The organism is Pseudocitrobacter vendiensis, from assembly GCF_943590815.1.
Classification (GTDB): Bacteria; Pseudomonadota; Gammaproteobacteria; order Enterobacterales; family Enterobacteriaceae; genus Pseudocitrobacter; species Pseudocitrobacter vendiensis.
The window spans coordinates 16,183-33,168 of sequence record NZ_CALSBS010000011.1 but is presented as its reverse complement, the minus strand read 5'-3'; the positions used below and the strand labels follow the sequence as shown (position 1 = coordinate 33,168).

Genomic DNA, 16,986 nt, shown 5'->3' with positions numbered 1-16,986 from the left:
GTGCGAAAGGGCAATAAGCCCCTAAAAACCGGCATAATGCCGCAAACAGTCGTTAATGATAGCGCAAAACCACACTTTTGTCGGCGTTATTCCAGGGAGGAAACAGAGCCCCCTCGGAAGAGGGGGCGGATGAAGTTAGTGATGAGCGGCCTGAGAGACGCTTGCGGTGGCGCTATTCTCGGGTGTGGGCACTTTTCCGAAACGTTTGGCGTACAGGGCTGTGATGATAGGCACCAGAATCGCCGTGACGATGACGCTTGCCGCGACCAGCGCTGTTGCGGAGGCGGCGACTGGAGCAAACGATGGGTTAATCTGGGCAATAATCACCGGGTTGGCGACTGCCGCTCCTGCTGCGGAAGAGGCTGCCACACCTGCTGTACCGTTACCGCCGCCAATTACGCGGTCGGCAATAATTAGCGGAATACCGGTGATAACGATTACCGCAACACCCAGGGCGATGCCCAGCAGACCGGTGTCCATAATGACGTTCAGGTTGATGGTATTTCCCAGTGCGAAGCCGAAGAACGGGATCAAAACTGGCGTTGCTTTGCTAAAGAAAGCACGCAGGTCGTGGTCCAGGTTACCGAGCGTAAAGCCAATCAGGAATGGCAGCACCGCGCCGATAAAGTGGTGAGGTTCGAAAGAGGCCAGACCGGCGGAACCGAGGATAACCATGGTCATCAGCGGGCCGGACTCCAGCGACATCAATACGAACGCGCCGGACTCTTCTTTCGTGCCATATTGGTTCATCAGGCTGGCGTATAAGCCGCCGTTGGTCATATCCATGGCGGAAACAATGGCCAGAACGGACAGACCCGCAAAGAAACCGGTCTGAATACCGCTTTCTGGAATAAACATGGCTGCAATCATCGCCACAATCCAGGCGACGCCAATTTTGGTCAGCACCAGCGTACCGGATTTACGTAATACGGTTCCGGTTGCCCGCAAATCAATTGATGCACCAATGCAGAAGAACCAGACTGCAAGAATCGGCACCGTTCCGCCAATCATGCCTTTCGTGAAGGAACCAAAGTATTCGCCGGTGTTTGGCGCAAAGGTATTTAATACGGCACCCAGCAGTAAAGGGATCAGCATCATCCCGCCAGGGATTCTTTCCATTGTGGCTTTAATTTTCATATTGCATCCTCGCTTCTCATCTGAATGACGATGGAAGAGGTTAAGAATAATAATTTCAACCAGTTACCCGAGTCTTTCCTTTCGGGTATCTCTGTCCATGCGGCCGGAACGCGGTGGGGACAACGAGGGAGAAATTCTCCCTGAAAAGCCCAGAGGTGCTGTTCCTGAAACTATGATGCATTTGCTGGAATTATGATTCAATCAAAATAAAACAGTGTTTTAGTTATATCGATCACATATTTTGATGAAAGCTTAGGTCTGGTGTGAAGAGATAAATTGGCTGTGAATGGTTTGTGAATTTAAATGATGAGATTTATCTTAGTTTAATAATAATGCGGGTAATTATTTCCTGGGTTATTTGACATTTTTAGGTGTGTTTTTGGTAACAATGCCTGGTCGCGCTTTGACGTAAAAATCCATTAAGATTGAACTTATTTACGAATATCGACTCAACTTAACAACAGCGTGCATTTATTTGCGAAGTTGATCACAAATTTAAACGCTGGTAGGGTAAAAGGCCTGAGTCCAAACCGGAACCGACATTCCGGGGATTTTTTAACCACCTGTAATTAGCCAGTACAGGCGTCAACAGGTTTGATTGCACCGGCGGCTTTCGGCACTTCATGAACCCAGAGAAGTGTAACGCGAAGCTGTCACCCCCGAATGCGCTCCCGCGCAAGGGGCGCGCTAGCAGTACAAGCAAACCTGCTACGCTTGATAAACAGGAGTCTGCATTTTCCCGGCTCCTCCGTACACCATGCGAACAGCGAGCTGTTCGACTCCACAGGGTGTGCGTTAACGGCGAATGTAAATGAGGAATACCCATGCTTCGAAGGAAAAAAGTAAAGCCGATCACGCTCCGTGATGTCACGATTATCGATGATGCCAAGCTCCGTAAAGCCATCACCGCGGCCTCGCTTGGTAATGCAATGGAATGGTTCGACTTTGGTGTGTATGGCTTTGTCGCCTACGCCTTAGGTAAAGTCTTCTTCCCGGATGCCGACCCAAGCGTGCAGATGATTGCTGCGCTGGCGACGTTCTCCGTACCGTTCTTAATTCGCCCGTTGGGTGGTCTGTTCTTCGGGATGCTCGGCGATAAGTACGGTCGTCAGAAAATCCTGGCGATCACCATCGTGATAATGTCGATCAGTACGTTCTGTATTGGTCTGATACCGTCATATGCGTCCATCGGTATCTGGGCACCCATACTGCTGCTGCTGTGTAAAATGGCGCAGGGCTTTTCGGTGGGCGGTGAGTATACCGGGGCATCCATCTTTGTTGCGGAATATTCACCTGACCGTAAACGTGGCTTTATGGGCAGTTGGCTTGATTTCGGCTCCATCGCGGGCTTTGTGCTGGGTGCGGGGGTCGTTGTCCTGATTTCCACCGTGGTGGGTGAGGAAAACTTCCTTGAGTGGGGCTGGCGTATTCCGTTCTTTATCGCGCTGCCGTTAGGCATTATTGGCCTCTATCTGCGTCATGCGCTGGAAGAGACGCCAGCGTTCCAGCAGCACGTTGAAAAACTTGAGCAGGGTGACCGTCAGGGCCTCCAGGAAGGACCGAAAGTCTCCTTTAAAGAAATTGCGACCAAACACTGGCGTAGCCTGTTGGCGTGTATTGGCCTGGTTATTGCGACCAACGTCACCTATTACATGCTATTGACCTATATGCCGAGCTACCTGTCGCATAACCTGCATTATTCTGAAGATCATGGCGTGCTGATTATTATCGCCATCATGATTGGTATGTTGTTTGTGCAGCCGGTTATGGGCCTGTTAAGTGACCGTTTTGGTCGTCGTCCGTTCGTCATTATCGGTAGCGTGGCGCTGTTAGTGTTCGCAATCCCGGCCTTCATCCTGATTAACAGTAATGTGATTGGCCTGATTTTCGCCGGTCTGCTGTTGCTGGCGGTGATCCTGAACTGTTTTACTGGCGTAATGGCCTCGACGCTGCCGGCAATGTTCCCGACGCACATCCGTTATAGTGCGCTGGCCGCTGCCTTTAACATCTCTGTGCTGATTGCCGGCCTGACGCCGACGCTGGCGGCATGGCTGGTGGAAACCTCACAGAACCTGATGATGCCGGCTTACTATCTGATGGTGATTGCGGTAATCGGTCTGATTACCGGCCTCACGATGAAAGAAACGGCGAACCGTCCGCTGAAAGGGGCGACGCCTGCCGCATCGGATATCGAAGAAGCGCGAGAAATTTTGCAGGAGCATCACGATAACATCGAGCATAAAATCGAAGATATCGATGCCGAAATCGCGACGCTGCAGGAGCAACGGACACGTCTGGTGCAGCAGCATCCAAAAATTAACGAGTAATCGCGAGTTCATCATCAAGCCGGGTAGACGTGAGTCTAACCCGGCTTTTTTTTGGAAACATTCAGCAAAATCGTTTTGTTTAATGATGTTTTTATCTACCTAATAATATTCGCATTATGGATTTGTTTTCATTATTTATTTGTTTGGGAAATTGTTATTGATTTGCTTTCTGGATATTTATCGCACTGGCGGTAAAAAAGAATAATTCACTTTGCCCGAATGGCTAAACTCCCCGATAATGCGCCCGTTCATTATTTAAATATGGCGCAATTATATATATGTTTAATTTATTTATGGGCCTGGATATATACACCGGGCTTTTATTATTGCTTGCTCTGGCATTCGTCCTGTTTTATGAAGCGATTAATGGCTTTCACGATACGGCCAACGCGGTGGCGACGGTTATCTACACCCGCGCTATGCGCCCGCAGCTAGCGGTGATGATGGCCGCTGCGTTCAACTTTTTTGGCGTGCTGTTGGGGGGGCTCAGTGTGGCTTACGCCATTGTGCATATGCTACCGACCGATTTGCTGCTGAATATGGGCTCTTCGCACGGGCTGGAGATGGTCTTTTCGATGTTGCTGGCGGCAATTATCTGGAACCTCGGCACCTGGTTTTTCGGTTTGCCTGCCTCCAGTTCACATACGCTGATTGGCGCGATAATCGGAATTGGGCTCACCAATGCCGTGATGAATGGCAATTCTGTGGTGGAAGCATTGAACCTGCGTGAAGTAACCAAAATCTTTACCTCTTTGATCGTGTCGCCGATTGTCGGCCTTGTTCTGGCTGGAGGGCTGATTTTTCTGTTGCGTCGCTTCTGGAGCGGCACCAAAAAACGCGCTCGCATCCACCGTTCGCCGGAAGATCGTAAAAAGAAAGGCGGCGTACGCAAACCTCCTTTCTGGACGCGGACCTCGCTGATTGTTTCGGCGGCGGGCGTGGCGTTTTCTCACGGCGCGAACGATGGCCAGAAAGGGATAGGCCTGGTGATGCTGGTGCTGGTGGGGATCGCACCCGCCGGATTTGTCGTCAATATGAACGCATCGGGTTACGAAATTGCCCGTACCCGCGATGCTATCAACAACTTTGAAATGTTTCTTGAGCAGCGCCCTGAACTGCTGAAAACCATCACCACAACGGAGCAACCTGTGGCGACCGCGCAGTCCGGGGGTGTGCAATCGAGTGCATTCCACTGCCATCCGGCGAATACCATGGAGGCTTTCGAGCGCGTTAAAACCCTGCTGGCAGGCAATGTGGCTAGCTACAGCGCCTTAGAGGTGGGACAACGTAGCCAACTGAGGCGCATCATGCTCTGCATTTCCGACACGGCAGGCAAAGTGGCGAAGTCAGAGGGCATAAATCGTAATGATCAGCAAATGCTGAAAAAACTGCGCAGCGATATTCTGAGCACCATCGAGTACGCGCCCATCTGGATCATTATGGCCGTGGCGCTGGCGCTGGGTATCGGTACGATGATTGGCTGGCAGCGCGTGGCGATGACCATCGGCGAGAAGATTGGTAAGAAAGGCATGACTTACGCTCAGGGAATGTCCGCGCAAATTACGGCGGCGATTTCGATAGGCCTGGCAAGCTACGTCGGGATGCCGGTTTCCACCACGCATGTGCTCTCTTCCGCAGTTGCAGGCACCATGCTGGTGGATGGCGGTGGGTTACAGCGTAAAACGGTGACCAGCATTCTGATGGCGTGGATCTTCACGCTGCCGGCGGCTATCTTTTTATCCGGGGCGCTTTACTGGATTGCACTCAAACTTATCTAAGTTACAGCGGTTATGCCCGGTTATATACCGGGCATAACCGGATAATCAGGCACTCGCAAGCGGGACATAGCCCCGGCTTTCCATAAAGCGCATTACCGCGTTTTCTGCATCGTTTAACACGTCATCCAGCGGTTTGTTGGCATCGATATCAATCAGTTCGGCACCGTTAAAGGTCAACTGCGGCGTGATGGCAATCTTGCGCGCCAGTGATTCTCGCTGGTGATCGGGTTTGCGCGCGCAAGCCACTTCAAGGTCAACGTTCAGCTTGATCACGAGATCCGGCTTATAGCTCGCCATCCAGTGGAACGCCTTGCGTTCAAGTTCTGCCAGCCAGGATACAAACCGGCTACCGGTGGCATTCGGAGGAAAAACGGTTCCGTCGTAAGCGCCGGGGATCTGCTCCTGCGGGTAGCGGTCAGTTAATATGATCAGCCCCTTCTTATGGCACGCCAGCATATGACGAAAGCGCAGCAGGCGGCGTGCGACAAAAGCGGTAATTAGCAGTGCAGGAATGGGGCCGGGCAATTTTTTTGCCGTTTTTACCTGGTTGCGTTCGATAGTTTTATGCAGTGATTTCCCCATTAAGGGCAGTTTTGTAACGGCGCGCCCAACGTTTCCTGCCTGTTTTCCTAAGTGAACCTGTTCGGCGGGGCCATATTTTTGTACGGTTTTAATCAGACGTTCACAAACAGTGGATTTACCTGAACCGTCACTGCCAATAACGGCAATAACCGGAGGAGTTATTGACTGCATAAATATATCCTTTATTTAATATGCCAACATTAAATATTATTTAAATAAATGTATTTGGGTGCGGCGATAGTTTTGTTGCGCTGACATTTAATTATTGTCACGGCAATGCCGAAAAGATATTCTGAGCACAATGCCAGTAATATACAATCATTTCTTCAATAATGAGTTTTCCATGAGCCAATATAATAGCCGAAAGGTTAATTCGCCTTTTGTCAGAGTGATTGCCATAGTCGGTTGTGATGGTTCTGGAAAATCCACGCTGGCGACGGCGCTACTTGAAAAGCTGACCCCGCAAATGCCCACGCAATTATTGTATCTTGGGCAATCTTCCGGGCGTATTGGTGAATGGATTACGCAACTGCCAATTATCGGTGCACCGTTTGGCCGTTATTTACGCGCCAAAGCGGCTAACGTACACGATTTTCCCTCGCAGCCTCCTGGGAACGTCAGCGCACTGGTTATCTTTTTACTCTCCTGCTGGCGAGGCTGGAAGTTTCGCAAAATGCTGCGCAAAAGCGAGCAAGGGTATGTATTGATAACCGATCGCTACCCGCAGGTAGAAGTGCCCGGTTTTCGGTTTGATGGCCCGCAACTTGCAAAGACGGAAGGCGGCAATCGCTGGGTGTGTCTGCTCAGAAAAAACGAGCTGAAACTGTATCACTGGATGGCTTCTTATATTCCCGTGCTATTGATTCGCCTCGCAATTGATGAACAAACGGCCTTCAGCCGCAAGCCCGACCACTCACTCGTGGCACTGCATGAGAAAACCACCGTCATCCCTACGCTCAATTTTAACCATGCGCCCATTCTTGAGCTGGATGGACGCCAGCCCGCGGATGAAATCCTCGCTGAATCATTACGTTCGATTCAGTCCACACTTTCCTGATTACCGCGCCTGATTGTAAGGAACTCAAGAGTAAACACCATGGAAATGACCAACTTCACCCAGGCCGCGATCTCCCAGACTGAATGTATTCCCGGCCTGATTGCGGTGGTGGGCTGTGATGGCACCGGTAAATCAACCCTGACCACGGATCTGGTTAAACAACTGCAAACGCAGTGGGTCACCGAGCGCCGATATCTGGGGCTGCTTTCAGGAGAAGACGGTGACAAAATCAAAAAGTTACCGTTTATTGGCGTCTGGCTTGAGCGGCGTTTAGCCGCGAAGTCATCAAAGACGCAGAGCATGAAAAACCGCTCGCCAGCCCTGTGGGCCGCGTTGATTATGTTCGCTTTCTCGCTTCGTCGACGGGTAAAACTACGCCGAGTTCAGCACCTGACGCAAAGTGGTGTGCTGGTGGTGAGCGACCGCTTTCCCCAGGCTGAAATTTCGGGTTTTTATTACGATGGGCCAGGAATTGGTATTGAGCGCGCAACGGGAAAAATAAAGCAGCGGTTGGCAAAACGCGAGCAACAGCTTTATCAGCAGATGGCACGTTATCAACCGGAATTAATTATTCGTCTGATGATTGATGTGGAGACCGCATTTTCGCGCAAGCCCGATCATGATTATGAAGAGCTACGGGACAAAATCGGTGTGATGTCGAAAATTCACTATAACGGCTCACGCATTATTGAGCTGGATGCAAGAGCACCTTATTCCGAGGTACTTGAAAAGGCCTTATCCGCAGCATCGAGGGTCGCTGCTGATTCAAAACGTCAGCGCGTCATGCTGTGATCTGAATGTTGGTTGATTAATTATTTAATTTAATTATGAATGCACTGGAATTAATTCCTTACTGAATATAACGAGCCTGAACGGACTGTTGTTATCACGATGAAAAATTGGTTTTCTGATGGCGCATTTCGCACCATTATTCGCAATAGCGCCTATTTAGGCTCCAGTAATGTGGTCAGCGCCCTGCTGGGATTACTGGCGCTCTCCTGCGCCGGTAAAGGCATGACGCCTGCGATGTTTGGTGTGCTTGTGGTGGTGCAATCCTACGCCAAATCGATCAGTGATTTTATTAAGTTCCAGACCTGGCAGCTCGTGGTGCAGTACGGCACGCCCGCGCTGGAAAATAATAACCCACAGCAGTTTCGTGATGTGGTGTCGTTTTCCTTCGGCCTGGATATCGTTAGCGGGGCCGTTGCTATTGTCGGCGGTATGGCGCTGCTACCGTTTCTCTCGCACTCCATGGGGCTGGAAGCGCAGAGTTTCTGGTTAGCCATGCTCTATTGCACGCTGATCCCTTCGATGGCGTCATCTACGCCAACCGGTATTTTGCGTGCGGTTGACCGTTTTGATCTGATCGCCATTCAGCAGGCGACGAAACCCTTTCTGCGCGCGCTGGGCAGCGTGATTGCTTACTTTGGCGATTTTGGTTTCGCCGGGTTTGTGATTACCTGGTACGTCTCTAACCTGGTGGGCGGCACGATGTACTGGTGGTTTGCCGCGCGCGAACTGCGTCGTCGCAATATTCAGGGCGCGCTGCGCCCCAGGTTGTTCGAATCCGCCCGACGGATACCGGGAGCCTGGAGCTTTGTCTGGTCAACCAACATCGCACACTCTATCTGGTCGGCGCGCAACTCCTGTAGCACCGTGTTAGTCGGCGTCGTGTTGGGCCCGGCGGCGGCGGGGCTGTTTAAAATCGCGATGACCTTCTTTGATGCGGCTGGCACTCCCGCCGGTTTACTGGGCAAAAGTTTTTATCCAGAAGTGATGCGCCTCGACCCGCGCACTAAACGTCCGTGGATGCTGGGTATTCGCTCTGCGTTGCTGGCCGGGGGAATTGGCATGTTGGTGGCATTACTGGTGATTTTAGTCGGCAAGCCGCTGATCTCGCTGGTGTTTGGGATGAAATACCTTGAGGCGTACGACCTGATTCAGGTCATGCTGGCAGCCATTGTTATCTCGATGGTGGGTTTCCCGCAAGAATCGCTGTTGCTTATGGCGGGCAGACAGCGAGCTTTCCTTGTGGCCCAGACGTTCGCTTCGGCGGGCTATCTCATTTTATTGATTGCGCTGTCACATGTTTTTGGCGTGATGGGCGCGGCCTTCGCCTACTTCTTCGGCCAGTGCCTTGATGTGCTGTTTTCACTGGTGCCGACGCTACGTGCTTATTTTCAGCGCCATTTACTGGTCTTTAAAGGATCGATGGAGAGCGGAAAGTGATCGAGAAACGTTTTGCACCTGAAGTGACTCAGCGCCTGTTTACGGCGGTAGAAGAGGACGATTACGTGGATGCGCAGGTTAGCCTGCCGCCGGTGATTGATTTGCACTGCACGCCGGAAATCATTCAAGGCAACTATGCGTTATGTCTGCAATTCTGGGAAGACGGCGTAAAGCGCCAGGATTTGCTGAATCTAATGTTGAAACAGGCCAGAGGGGTTGAGCTCTCTGCGGCAGAACGCTTGCAGTACAAATACATGCGTGCGCGCTATAAACATTTACGCTTCGCCCAAAGATTGTATCTGCAAAAGCACCGGGCCGGTTTCTTGTTCGGTAAAACGACGGTTTATCTTGGGCGCTTTCAGGATGGATTTCGTAACGAAAAGAAGGACGTCATTACCTTTTACGCCAGGCTGCTACGGGTATGTTTGAGTTCGCCTGTGTGGCGTCTTGTACGGTATCGACTACGCCATAATCGGCTGGCAAACGTGGAAGATTTTGTCGCTTGTCGTCAGGCGCAAATGCTGGAAATTAAGGCAATATTAGCGAAACCCAGGCTAACGGGACGGGAGTTCCATAATGTGCGGAAAATTATCAGCCAGCAGGTGTCATATTACGACACCCTGCGGTCGATTAACCCGGATAACCACGACGCGCGGCAGATTTCCCGCTTTTTAGCCGCCATTAACGGTCTGATGGGCGACAAGCATGATGAGATGGTGGCCGACGATATGGAAAATCGCCTGGCCTACGAGACGCCGGTCGCGCTGGACGAAGACATTCGCCAGCGCTTAGAACTGCTTCTGTCGCGCTTTCCGTTGTAAAAGGATGCACAACACGATGAAGGATAATCGCTGGAGAGGCGTGTTCGCCATTATGTTGATGGTTACGCTCCTGTATCTTCCCTGCCTGGCGGCGGCGCATAATTTTGTCGTCGGAAAAGCCGTTTCACCGATCGCCATCAGCGATGGTGGCGAGTTGGTGCTGAACGACGACAGCATTCGCTATCAGCCCTGGAACAGTGCACAGCTGGCGGGAAAAGTACGCATTGTGCAGTACATCGCCGGGCGGAAGTCCGCTAAAAAGAAAAACTCACTATTGATTAAAGCCGTTGAGAAAGCGCACTTTCCCGACGATGTTTTTCAGCCTACCACTATTGTGAATACCGATGATGTCATCTTTGGCACCAGTTACTTCGTGCGCGGCAAGATTGAGAAAAACAAGCGTCGATACGCGTGGGCGCAGTTCATCATCGACGGCGGCGGTGTGGGGCGAAATAGCTGGCAGCTACCAGAGGAGAGTTCCACCATTTTTGTCCTCAATCATCAGGGGCAAATCGTGTGGGCCGAAGACGGCGGCCTGACGGAAAAAGAGGTCAGCGAGGTGATTAAGCTGCTCTGGGTGCTCATTTCTGAACAGGAAAGGTCTGCGGCTAAACATGAAACTGATTGAGCGCTATATCATGGGCGGAACCTGCCGCCTGATGCTGATTATGGTTGGCTTTTTGATCTTCATTTTCACCTGCTACTGCGCACAACGCTATCTCACCGAAGCTGCTAACGGCACGCTGGCGCTGGAAGTCGTATTGAGTGTGGTTTTCTATAAGGTGCTGATCGCACTGGAGATGCTGCTGCCCGTCGCGTTGTATGTATCGGTCGGCGTAACGCTCGGCCAGCTTTACACGGATTCGGAAATTACCGCCATGTCTGCCGCTGGCGCCAGTCCGTTTCGTTTGTATAAAGCGGTGATATTTTTGGCTATCCCGTTGAGTATTATGGTGATGTTGCTGTCGGTGTATGGCAGGCCATGGGCGTATGGGCAAATTTATCTGTTAGAGCAGCAGTCGCAATCGGAACTGGATGTTCGCCATTTGCAGGCGAAAAAATTCAACGTCAATGACAACGGTCGCATGATTATGGCCGAGATGATTAACCCCACTTCGAATCACCTGAATGAAGCGCTGATATATACCTCCGCAGGCGGCAAAACCAGTCTGTTCCGTGCGCAATCCATTGATGTGATCGACCCTTCACCTCTGACGCCAACGGTGATGTTACACGCGGGAACGGCCTATACGCTCGATCAGGAGGGCCGCGACGATAACGAACAAATTTATCGTAATCTGGAATTGCATCTCAACCCGCTCACGCAGCGTGTGGAAATCAAACGTAAGGCCAAACCGGCGGAGACGTTGTCCGTTTCCAGCGATCCAGCGGATCACGCGGAGCTACAGTGGCGAAAAAGTCGCGGCATCACCGCACTGCTGATGGCGCTGCTGGCTATTCCATTAAGCCGCGTGAAACCTCGTCAGGGGCGTTTCGCGACATTAATTCCCCTTACGCTGATGTTCGTCGCGATTTTTTACGGCGGCAATGTGTGCAGAACGCTGGTGGCGAATGGCGCTATACCGCTGACGCCCGGCGTCTGGCTGGTGCCTGCACTTATGCTTCTCGCCGTGGTGGCGCTGATGGCGCGTGACTTCTCCTGGCGACAGAAACTCTTCCGATGACCCTATTCAGCCGTTACCTGATTCGTTACCTCTTCACCGGTTTTGCAGCGGCGGCGGGCCTGCTGCTGCCGTTGTTCAGCACCTTTAATTTGATTAATGAGCTGGATGATGTCAGCCCCGGCGGCTATCACTGGACGCAGGCGGTGCTGGTAGTGTTGATGACACTCCCGCGCAGCCTTATCGATCTCGGGCCTTTCATTGCTCTGCTTGGCGGAATAGTTGGGTTGGGGTTACTGTCAAAAAGCAGTGAACTGACGGCTATTCGCAGCACCGGCGTCTCTGTGTTCAGAATTGCATTGGTCGCCCTGTGCGCGGGATTATTATGGGCGGTATCGTTGGGCGCGATTGATGAGTGGGTGGCATCGCCGTTACAGCAGCGTGCACTGCAAATCAGAAACGTGGCGATGGCCGCCGGGAACGGTATCGATATCACCGGGAATGTGTTGTGGGCTCGCCACGATAATACCTTTATGACCGTGAAATCCCTGAATGAGCAGGGGCAACCTGTTGGCGTCGAGATTTTTCACTATCGTGACGATCTCACCCTTGAGTTCTACATCCATGCCAGGAGGGCGACCATCGTGAAAGGTGATAAATGGGTACTTCAGGATGTGCGTAAAAAACAGTGGGAAGAGGGCAGGGAAACGATTGAAAGCAAAGCAACTTTATCGTGGAACGCCTTTTTTACCCCTATGAGCCTGGACGTGCTCTCGTTGCCGGGGAACACCTTCTCCATTCGCCAGCTCAATCATTACATTGCCTACTTGCAACAGACGCATCAGCCCAGCATGGAATACCGGCTGGCGCTCTGGCAAAAGCTGGGGCGGCCCATTTTGACCCTGGCGATGATTTTACTGGCAATCCCCTTTGCCTTTGTTGCTCCGCGTTCATCAGGGCTTGGCAGTCGCTTAGCCGTAGGCGGTATTTTGGGGTTGCTGCTCTACATCAGTTATCAAATTATGGTTAATCTGGGATTATTGTTCGCCCTCAACGCGGCGTTCACTGCGCTGGCGTTGCCGGCAGGTTGTGTGATTGCGGCGTTGTTATTGGTGTGGCGGTATGATCGGGCGCGGTGAATGGTACAGCCATGCGGCGTAACACGCGCATGGCTGTACCAGATTCAGGATTTCAGCGTGGCGAATGCCTGAAGAATGGCACCGATTTCTTCATCGCTGTGCGCGGCGTTCATGCTACAACGCAGCAGGGTGATGCCGGCAGGGGCTGCGGGTGGCAGGATCAGGTTCACATAAACGCCTAATGTAATGAGTTCGCGCCAGATCCTCAGACCTTCCTCTTTTGAACCGATAATGACCGGCACGACCGGGCTGATATGCGAGCCCAGTTGATAACCCAGCTTGTCTAACCCGTTATACAGACGATGCGCGTTATCCCACAGCTTTTGCCGCAGCGCGGGCTGGGTGGCGATGGTGTGCAGTGAGGAGCGCACAGAGGCAATGCTGGAAGGGGATGGCGAAGCGGTGAAAATATAGGGGCGACTGCCGTAGCGCAGCACTTCCATCTCTTTACCACCAATGGCGAAACCGCCGATAGACGCCAGGCTTTTACTGAACGTACCGACAATGATATCGACATCCTGTTCAACGCCGACGGCTTCTGCCAGGCCACGACCATGCAGACCCATCACACCGAAGGAATGCGCTTCATCCACGATCAAAAAGCCGCCCAGACGACGTTTGATATCGACAATTTCCGCCAGCGGCGCAACGTCGCCGAGCATACTGTAAATGCCTTCGACGATAATGATGGCTTCACGCGCACGCTCGCCCAAACGCAGCATTCGGCGTTCGAGATCTTTCGCATCATTGTGGCGGAAGCGAATAATTTCCGCGCCGCCCAGCGTGCATGCATCGTAGATGCTGGCGTGGCTGTCAGCATCCAGCAGCACCACCGCGTTGTGGTCTGCCAGCGCGCTGATGACGCCCAGGTTAGCGGTATAACCGGTTGAAAAGACGATTGCGCTCGGACGATCAAAGAATTGCGCCAGTTCCTGCTCTAATGCGAGGTGCGGGCCATAGCTGCCGTTTGCCATGCGCGACCCGGTGGTGCCAGTCCCCTGTGCGGCTAACGCCGCCTGGCCCTGGGTGATAGCGTCGGCATTAAAGGTCAGACCGAGATAGTTATTGGTTCCCGCCAGAATGACGCGCTGCGTACCAATGCGTCCCTGTGTGGCGGAGTAGACTTCGTCAATGCAGGTGCCGAAGGGCGTAATGCCCGAGGTGGAAAACTGCTCGCGCTCGCTGGCGAGGCGCGAAAACTTATCATACAGACTCATTACGGTTCTCCAGGAAAGGAATTAAGGCGTCACGCAATTGCGCAGGCGTTCTGACATCCAGCAAGATGTTGATAGGAATGGAAATATCGAACTCATCCTCAAGCTCCATCAGCAAATCCATCACCCTAATCGACTCCAGACCCAGGTCGTTGACGAGGTCACTTTCAGGCTTGATTTCCAGTCCCTTTTCGATCATCTCCCGCAAGCAGGAGAGAATGTAATCCATCACTCTTTCACGATTTACCATAGAAATGTTGCCACACCTGTTATGTAGATAATCAAAATAGCCTGTGGTGTATTGCGTGCGTCAGGCTAATCCCTGGGGACCAGTTAAAATCGTCGACTGCGTTTTGAATGCTTACTGACCAGTCCGGATGTGTGAGTTCGCAGATTTTTGACCGGGTGAGCATCGGTTCTTTTCCGGCCAGCAGACTGAGCCGCGTGCTGATATCCGCCAAAATTTGCAGCAGATACAGCGGAACAGGGAGCAATCGGACCGGGCCATGACGCGCGGTTGAACCGATGTCCTGGAGATCCTTCCAGCGATAGCCGCCGATACCGTCACATAATTCGTAGGTCTGCGCTTGCGGAACGTCACTGGATAACCACTGGGTAACGGCCTGCGCGAGGTCAATAGCGTGAATAAAGGTGAGTTTTGTCTCCGCCGCGCTAAGCTGGGGAAGAATGCCCCGCAGCATCCAGTTGAAGAGCGGTTTGAGTTCTTTGTCGCCCGAGCCGTAGACGGCGGTGGGACGGAAAATCCCCAACGCGATCCCGGCGGACATCGCCGCTAATTTTTGCTCGGCAATGTATTTAGAATTGGCGTACCAGGAGAGTTCAGGATGCCGCGCTGCCAGCGAAGAGATAAACAAAAAGCGCTCGCAGTATCCGCCTTCTTTTGCGGCCTGCAGCAGGCGCAAGCTTCCCATTACATTGCACTGGGTAAAAACGTCTTCATTATGTCCACGCACCTGGCCTGCACCGTGAACGACATAACGTGCGCCTTTAACCAGCTCCGCGAGAGCGTTCCGGTCTTCCAGTGAGCCCTGAACCCAGGTGAGCTGTTGGCTTGAATCATTACGCGGCGCGCGGGTTAAGGCGCGAACCGAATAGCCGCGGGAAAGCAGACTGGCAAGAATATGCTTGCCGATAAAACCGGTTCCGCCGGTCACCGCGACCGTATGACTCATTGCACGCAACCTGTTACCGGCGTTTGTTGCGGGCTGACGGTCTCGCCAAATGGGGTGAGATAGCGTCGTTTAGCCTCGGCGCGCGCGGGCTTGCCGGAAGAGGTGCGCGGAATGCTGTGCGGCGGTACAAATTCGATGTCCGCCGTCACACCGAATTCACTCTGAATGCGCGACGTAAGCGCATGCAGCGTTTGCTGACGATGTTCTTCAGTGCTGATGCGGCACTGAATCTGCAAAACAATGCGTTCCTGCGCGGTGACAAACGCAATGGCGTTGCCTGAATGAATCCCCAACTCTTTTTCCGCGGCGTATTCAATATCCTGCGGCCAGATATTGCGACCATGAATAATAATCAGGTCTTTAATGCGTCCGGTAACGTAAAGATTGTCGTCCAGCAGATAACCCAGATCGCCCGTGTCCATCCAGCCGGTAGATTGAATCTCCTTTTGTGAAGCCGGGTCCTGGAAATACCCGCTCATCAGGCTCGGCCCGGAAATATAAATGTGACCGATTTCCCGCTCTGCCAGGCGTTTACCCATTTCATCGCGGATTTCAATAGCATGCCCCGGGAGCGCCTTACCGCAGTTGGCAAAGGTGGAGACAGCGCGCGTTTGTGCGGTGGGCGCAACGGCCTTGCCTTTGCACTCAAGAATATCTCGGTCAATCTCATTGACCTGTAATCCAGCACCTTCGGCGGAGAAGCTTACCGCCAGCGCATTTTCGGCCATGCCGTAGCAGGGCATAAAGGCATGAGGGTCAAACTGCGCCTGACGAAAACGTTCGCCAAACTGATTTATTTGCTGCGCAGGAATCGGTTCTGCGCCAATGCCTGCCACACGCCAGCAGGAGAGATCGAGCTCGGCCAGATCGCGCTCGTTGACGCGGCGCAGGCACAGGTCGTAACCGAAAGGCGGTGCAACGGAAACGGTGCAGCGGTTTTGATTGATAAGCTTCAGCCATTGCAGTGGCCGCATCGCGAAATCTTGCGTGCGCAGGTAATCGACCGAGAGCTGTGTTGCGACGGGTGTTAACAAAAAACCGACTAACCCCATATCATGATAGAAAGGCAGCCAGGAGACGCAGCGATCGTTTGCGCGTAATTTTATACCGTCGTGGCTAATGACCTGTAAATTAGCCATGACTTCACGATGTGTAATAATGACGCCGCGCGGGAAGCGCGTACTGCCGGAGGTATATTGAAGATAAGCAATATCATCGGGAGATGGCAGCGGGAGCTCGCACTCTTTTTCTTCTAACGCGTTGAAATCGGCATGACTGAGAATTTTTAGAGAAGCGTTATCTATATTTTCTATATTAATGAGTGAAAGCCATTCATCACTGCTAATAATAGCGGCGGGTTGACAACTGGCTATTAAACCCTGAAGTTTGGTTGTGTAAGAATCACGTTGCCCCACGCCCATCGGAATGGCGAGTGGAACAGCAATCAAACCGGCATACTGACACGCAAAAAAGGCTTCGACAAACCCGGTGCTGGTTTCTGCGATAAGCGCAACGCGCTCGCCTTTGCGGATATTAAGAGAGAGTAACCGTCGCGCGCCCGCTCTTGCGCGTTGCCGCAGTTGGCGATATTCCAGTGCGCTCTCAAGCTGGATGCGTCGATCGTAAAAATACATACCGGCGCGACTCAGGGCTGCATAGTCCAACGCTTCCACAAGAGTGGGAAAGTCCGCATAGCGCATCGGCAGAGTCTGTGTTGGGGTTTCGTTGAACATATACACCATGAATAATATTTAATTAAAAAGTTACAGGGCAATACGGCGACGGTAATATAAGTTATATTGTCATAAAAGGTAAAGTTTCACGCGGTGTTTATTTTGGCGTGCTGAATAATATATTCACTGAAAGCTATTGATTGCGTTTTATTAT

The 16,986-nt window shown here is 52.2% G+C and carries 15 protein-coding genes; 9 read left to right on the top strand and 6 right to left on the bottom strand.

Going from position 1 to position 16,986, the window contains the following annotated elements:
- Positions 1-135: 135 nt before the first annotated feature.
- Positions 136-1,137 carry a 2-keto-3-deoxygluconate transporter gene (gene kdgT / locus NMC31_RS13115; protein ID WP_149461829.1) on the bottom strand — a complete coding sequence of 334 codons (1,002 nt, stop codon included), beginning with the start codon at positions 1,135-1,137 and terminating at the stop codon, positions 136-138.
- Positions 1,138-1,961: 824 nt separating this feature from the next.
- Here kdgT and proP point away from each other — a divergent pair.
- Positions 1,962-3,464, top strand: a complete 1,503-nt coding sequence (proP, locus tag NMC31_RS13110) for a glycine betaine/L-proline transporter ProP (protein ID WP_253898199.1) — start codon at positions 1,962-1,964, stop codon at positions 3,462-3,464.
- Positions 3,465-3,742: 278 nt separating this feature from the next.
- Entirely contained in the window at positions 3,743-5,242 is a 1,500-nt protein-coding gene (gene pitA, locus NMC31_RS13105) for an inorganic phosphate transporter PitA (protein ID WP_253898198.1), read from the top strand.
- 45 nt (positions 5,243-5,287) lie between these two features.
- Here the strand turns inward: pitA and NMC31_RS13100 are convergent, their stop codons facing one another.
- Positions 5,288-5,995 carry a dTMP kinase gene (locus NMC31_RS13100; protein WP_253898197.1) on the bottom strand — a complete coding sequence of 236 codons (708 nt, stop codon included), beginning with the start codon at positions 5,993-5,995 and terminating at the stop codon, positions 5,288-5,290.
- A gap of 172 nt (positions 5,996-6,167) precedes the next feature.
- Between NMC31_RS13100 and NMC31_RS13095 the strand changes: the two genes are divergently transcribed.
- From NMC31_RS13095 to lptG, 7 genes are all read left to right on the top strand, one after another.
- The gene (locus NMC31_RS13095; RefSeq protein ID WP_253898196.1) at positions 6,168-6,881 is read left to right on the top strand and encodes a nucleoside/nucleotide kinase family protein; all 714 of its coding nucleotides are present in this window, start codon (positions 6,168-6,170) and stop codon (positions 6,879-6,881) included.
- A 39-nt stretch (positions 6,882-6,920) separates the two neighbouring features.
- Positions 6,921-7,673 carry a nucleoside/nucleotide kinase family protein gene (locus tag NMC31_RS13090; protein ID WP_253898195.1) on the top strand — a complete coding sequence of 251 codons (753 nt, stop codon included), beginning with the start codon at positions 6,921-6,923 and terminating at the stop codon, positions 7,671-7,673.
- 99 nt (positions 7,674-7,772) lie between these two features.
- A complete protein-coding gene (locus tag NMC31_RS13085) occupies positions 7,773-9,110 on the top strand; it encodes a lipopolysaccharide biosynthesis protein (RefSeq protein ID WP_253898194.1) in 1,338 nt (445 codons plus the stop codon).
- Entirely contained in the window at positions 9,107-9,931 is an 825-nt protein-coding gene (locus tag NMC31_RS13080) for a hypothetical protein (protein WP_253898193.1), read from the top strand. The genes NMC31_RS13085 and NMC31_RS13080 overlap by 4 nt, the downstream gene beginning before the upstream one ends.
- Positions 9,932-9,983: 52 nt before the next feature.
- Positions 9,984-10,559, top strand: a complete 576-nt coding sequence (locus NMC31_RS13075) for a YtfJ family protein (protein WP_253898264.1) — start codon at positions 9,984-9,986, stop codon at positions 10,557-10,559.
- Positions 10,546-11,616: an LPS export ABC transporter permease LptF gene (lptF, locus tag NMC31_RS13070; RefSeq protein WP_253898192.1), complete on the top strand. Its 1,071-nt coding sequence runs from the start codon at positions 10,546-10,548 to the stop codon at positions 11,614-11,616. Before NMC31_RS13075 ends, lptF begins: the two co-directional genes overlap by 14 nt.
- Complete coding sequence (gene lptG / locus NMC31_RS13065) at positions 11,613-12,692, top strand: LPS export ABC transporter permease LptG (protein ID WP_253898191.1); 1,080 nt, start codon at positions 11,613-11,615, stop codon at positions 12,690-12,692. Before lptF ends, lptG begins: the two co-directional genes overlap by 4 nt.
- Before the next feature lie 44 nt (positions 12,693-12,736).
- Here the strand turns inward: lptG and spt are convergent, their stop codons facing one another.
- Genes spt through NMC31_RS13045 form a run of 4 tightly spaced genes read right to left on the bottom strand, consistent with a single transcriptional unit; the run spans position 12,737 to position 16,841 of the window.
- Positions 12,737-13,909, bottom strand: coding sequence for a serine palmitoyltransferase (gene spt / locus NMC31_RS13060; RefSeq protein ID WP_253898190.1), 1,173 nt, complete (start codon positions 13,907-13,909; stop codon positions 12,737-12,739).
- Positions 13,896-14,156 (bottom strand): acyl carrier protein, encoded by a 261-nt coding sequence (locus NMC31_RS13055; RefSeq protein WP_253898189.1) that lies wholly within the window; start codon positions 14,154-14,156, stop codon positions 13,896-13,898. The genes spt and NMC31_RS13055 overlap by 14 nt, the downstream gene beginning before the upstream one ends.
- A 31-nt stretch (positions 14,157-14,187) precedes the next feature.
- Positions 14,188-15,099: an NAD-dependent epimerase/dehydratase family protein gene (locus NMC31_RS13050; RefSeq protein WP_253898188.1), complete on the bottom strand. Its 912-nt coding sequence runs from the start codon at positions 15,097-15,099 to the stop codon at positions 14,188-14,190.
- On the bottom strand, positions 15,096-16,841 hold the full coding sequence (locus NMC31_RS13045; RefSeq protein ID WP_436650271.1) for a fatty acyl-AMP ligase: 1,746 nt from the start codon (positions 16,839-16,841) through the stop codon (positions 15,096-15,098). The genes NMC31_RS13050 and NMC31_RS13045 overlap by 4 nt, the downstream gene beginning before the upstream one ends.
- Positions 16,842-16,986 lie beyond the last annotated feature (145 nt).

Excerpts from the sequence above, each read along its gene's own strand:
- kdgT (WP_149461829.1), bottom strand. The coding sequence starts at position 1,137 with ATGAAAATTAAAGCCACAATGGAAAGAATCCCTGGCGGGATGATGCTG.
- proP (WP_253898199.1), top strand. The coding sequence starts at position 1,962 with ATGCTTCGAAGGAAAAAAGTAAAGCCGATCACGCTCCGTGATGTCACG.
- pitA (WP_253898198.1), top strand. The coding sequence starts at position 3,743 with ATGTTTAATTTATTTATGGGCCTGGATATATACACCGGGCTTTTATTA.
- NMC31_RS13100 (WP_253898197.1), bottom strand. The coding sequence starts at position 5,995 with ATGCAGTCAATAACTCCTCCGGTTATTGCCGTTATTGGCAGTGACGGT.
- NMC31_RS13095 (WP_253898196.1), top strand. The coding sequence starts at position 6,168 with ATGAGCCAATATAATAGCCGAAAGGTTAATTCGCCTTTTGTCAGAGTG.
- NMC31_RS13090 (WP_253898195.1), top strand. The coding sequence starts at position 6,921 with ATGGAAATGACCAACTTCACCCAGGCCGCGATCTCCCAGACTGAATGT.
- NMC31_RS13085 (WP_253898194.1), top strand. The coding sequence starts at position 7,773 with ATGAAAAATTGGTTTTCTGATGGCGCATTTCGCACCATTATTCGCAAT.
- NMC31_RS13075 (WP_253898264.1), top strand. The coding sequence starts at position 9,984 with ATGTTGATGGTTACGCTCCTGTATCTTCCCTGCCTGGCGGCGGCGCAT.
- lptF (WP_253898192.1), top strand. The coding sequence starts at position 10,546 with ATGAAACTGATTGAGCGCTATATCATGGGCGGAACCTGCCGCCTGATG.
- lptG (WP_253898191.1), top strand. The coding sequence starts at position 11,613 with ATGACCCTATTCAGCCGTTACCTGATTCGTTACCTCTTCACCGGTTTT.
- spt (WP_253898190.1), bottom strand. The coding sequence starts at position 13,909 with ATGAGTCTGTATGATAAGTTTTCGCGCCTCGCCAGCGAGCGCGAGCAG.
- NMC31_RS13055 (WP_253898189.1), bottom strand. The coding sequence starts at position 14,156 with ATGGTAAATCGTGAAAGAGTGATGGATTACATTCTCTCCTGCTTGCGG.
- NMC31_RS13050 (WP_253898188.1), bottom strand. The coding sequence starts at position 15,099 with ATGAGTCATACGGTCGCGGTGACCGGCGGAACCGGTTTTATCGGCAAG.
- NMC31_RS13045 (WP_436650271.1), bottom strand. The coding sequence starts at position 16,841 with ATGGTGTATATGTTCAACGAAACCCCAACACAGACTCTGCCGATGCGC.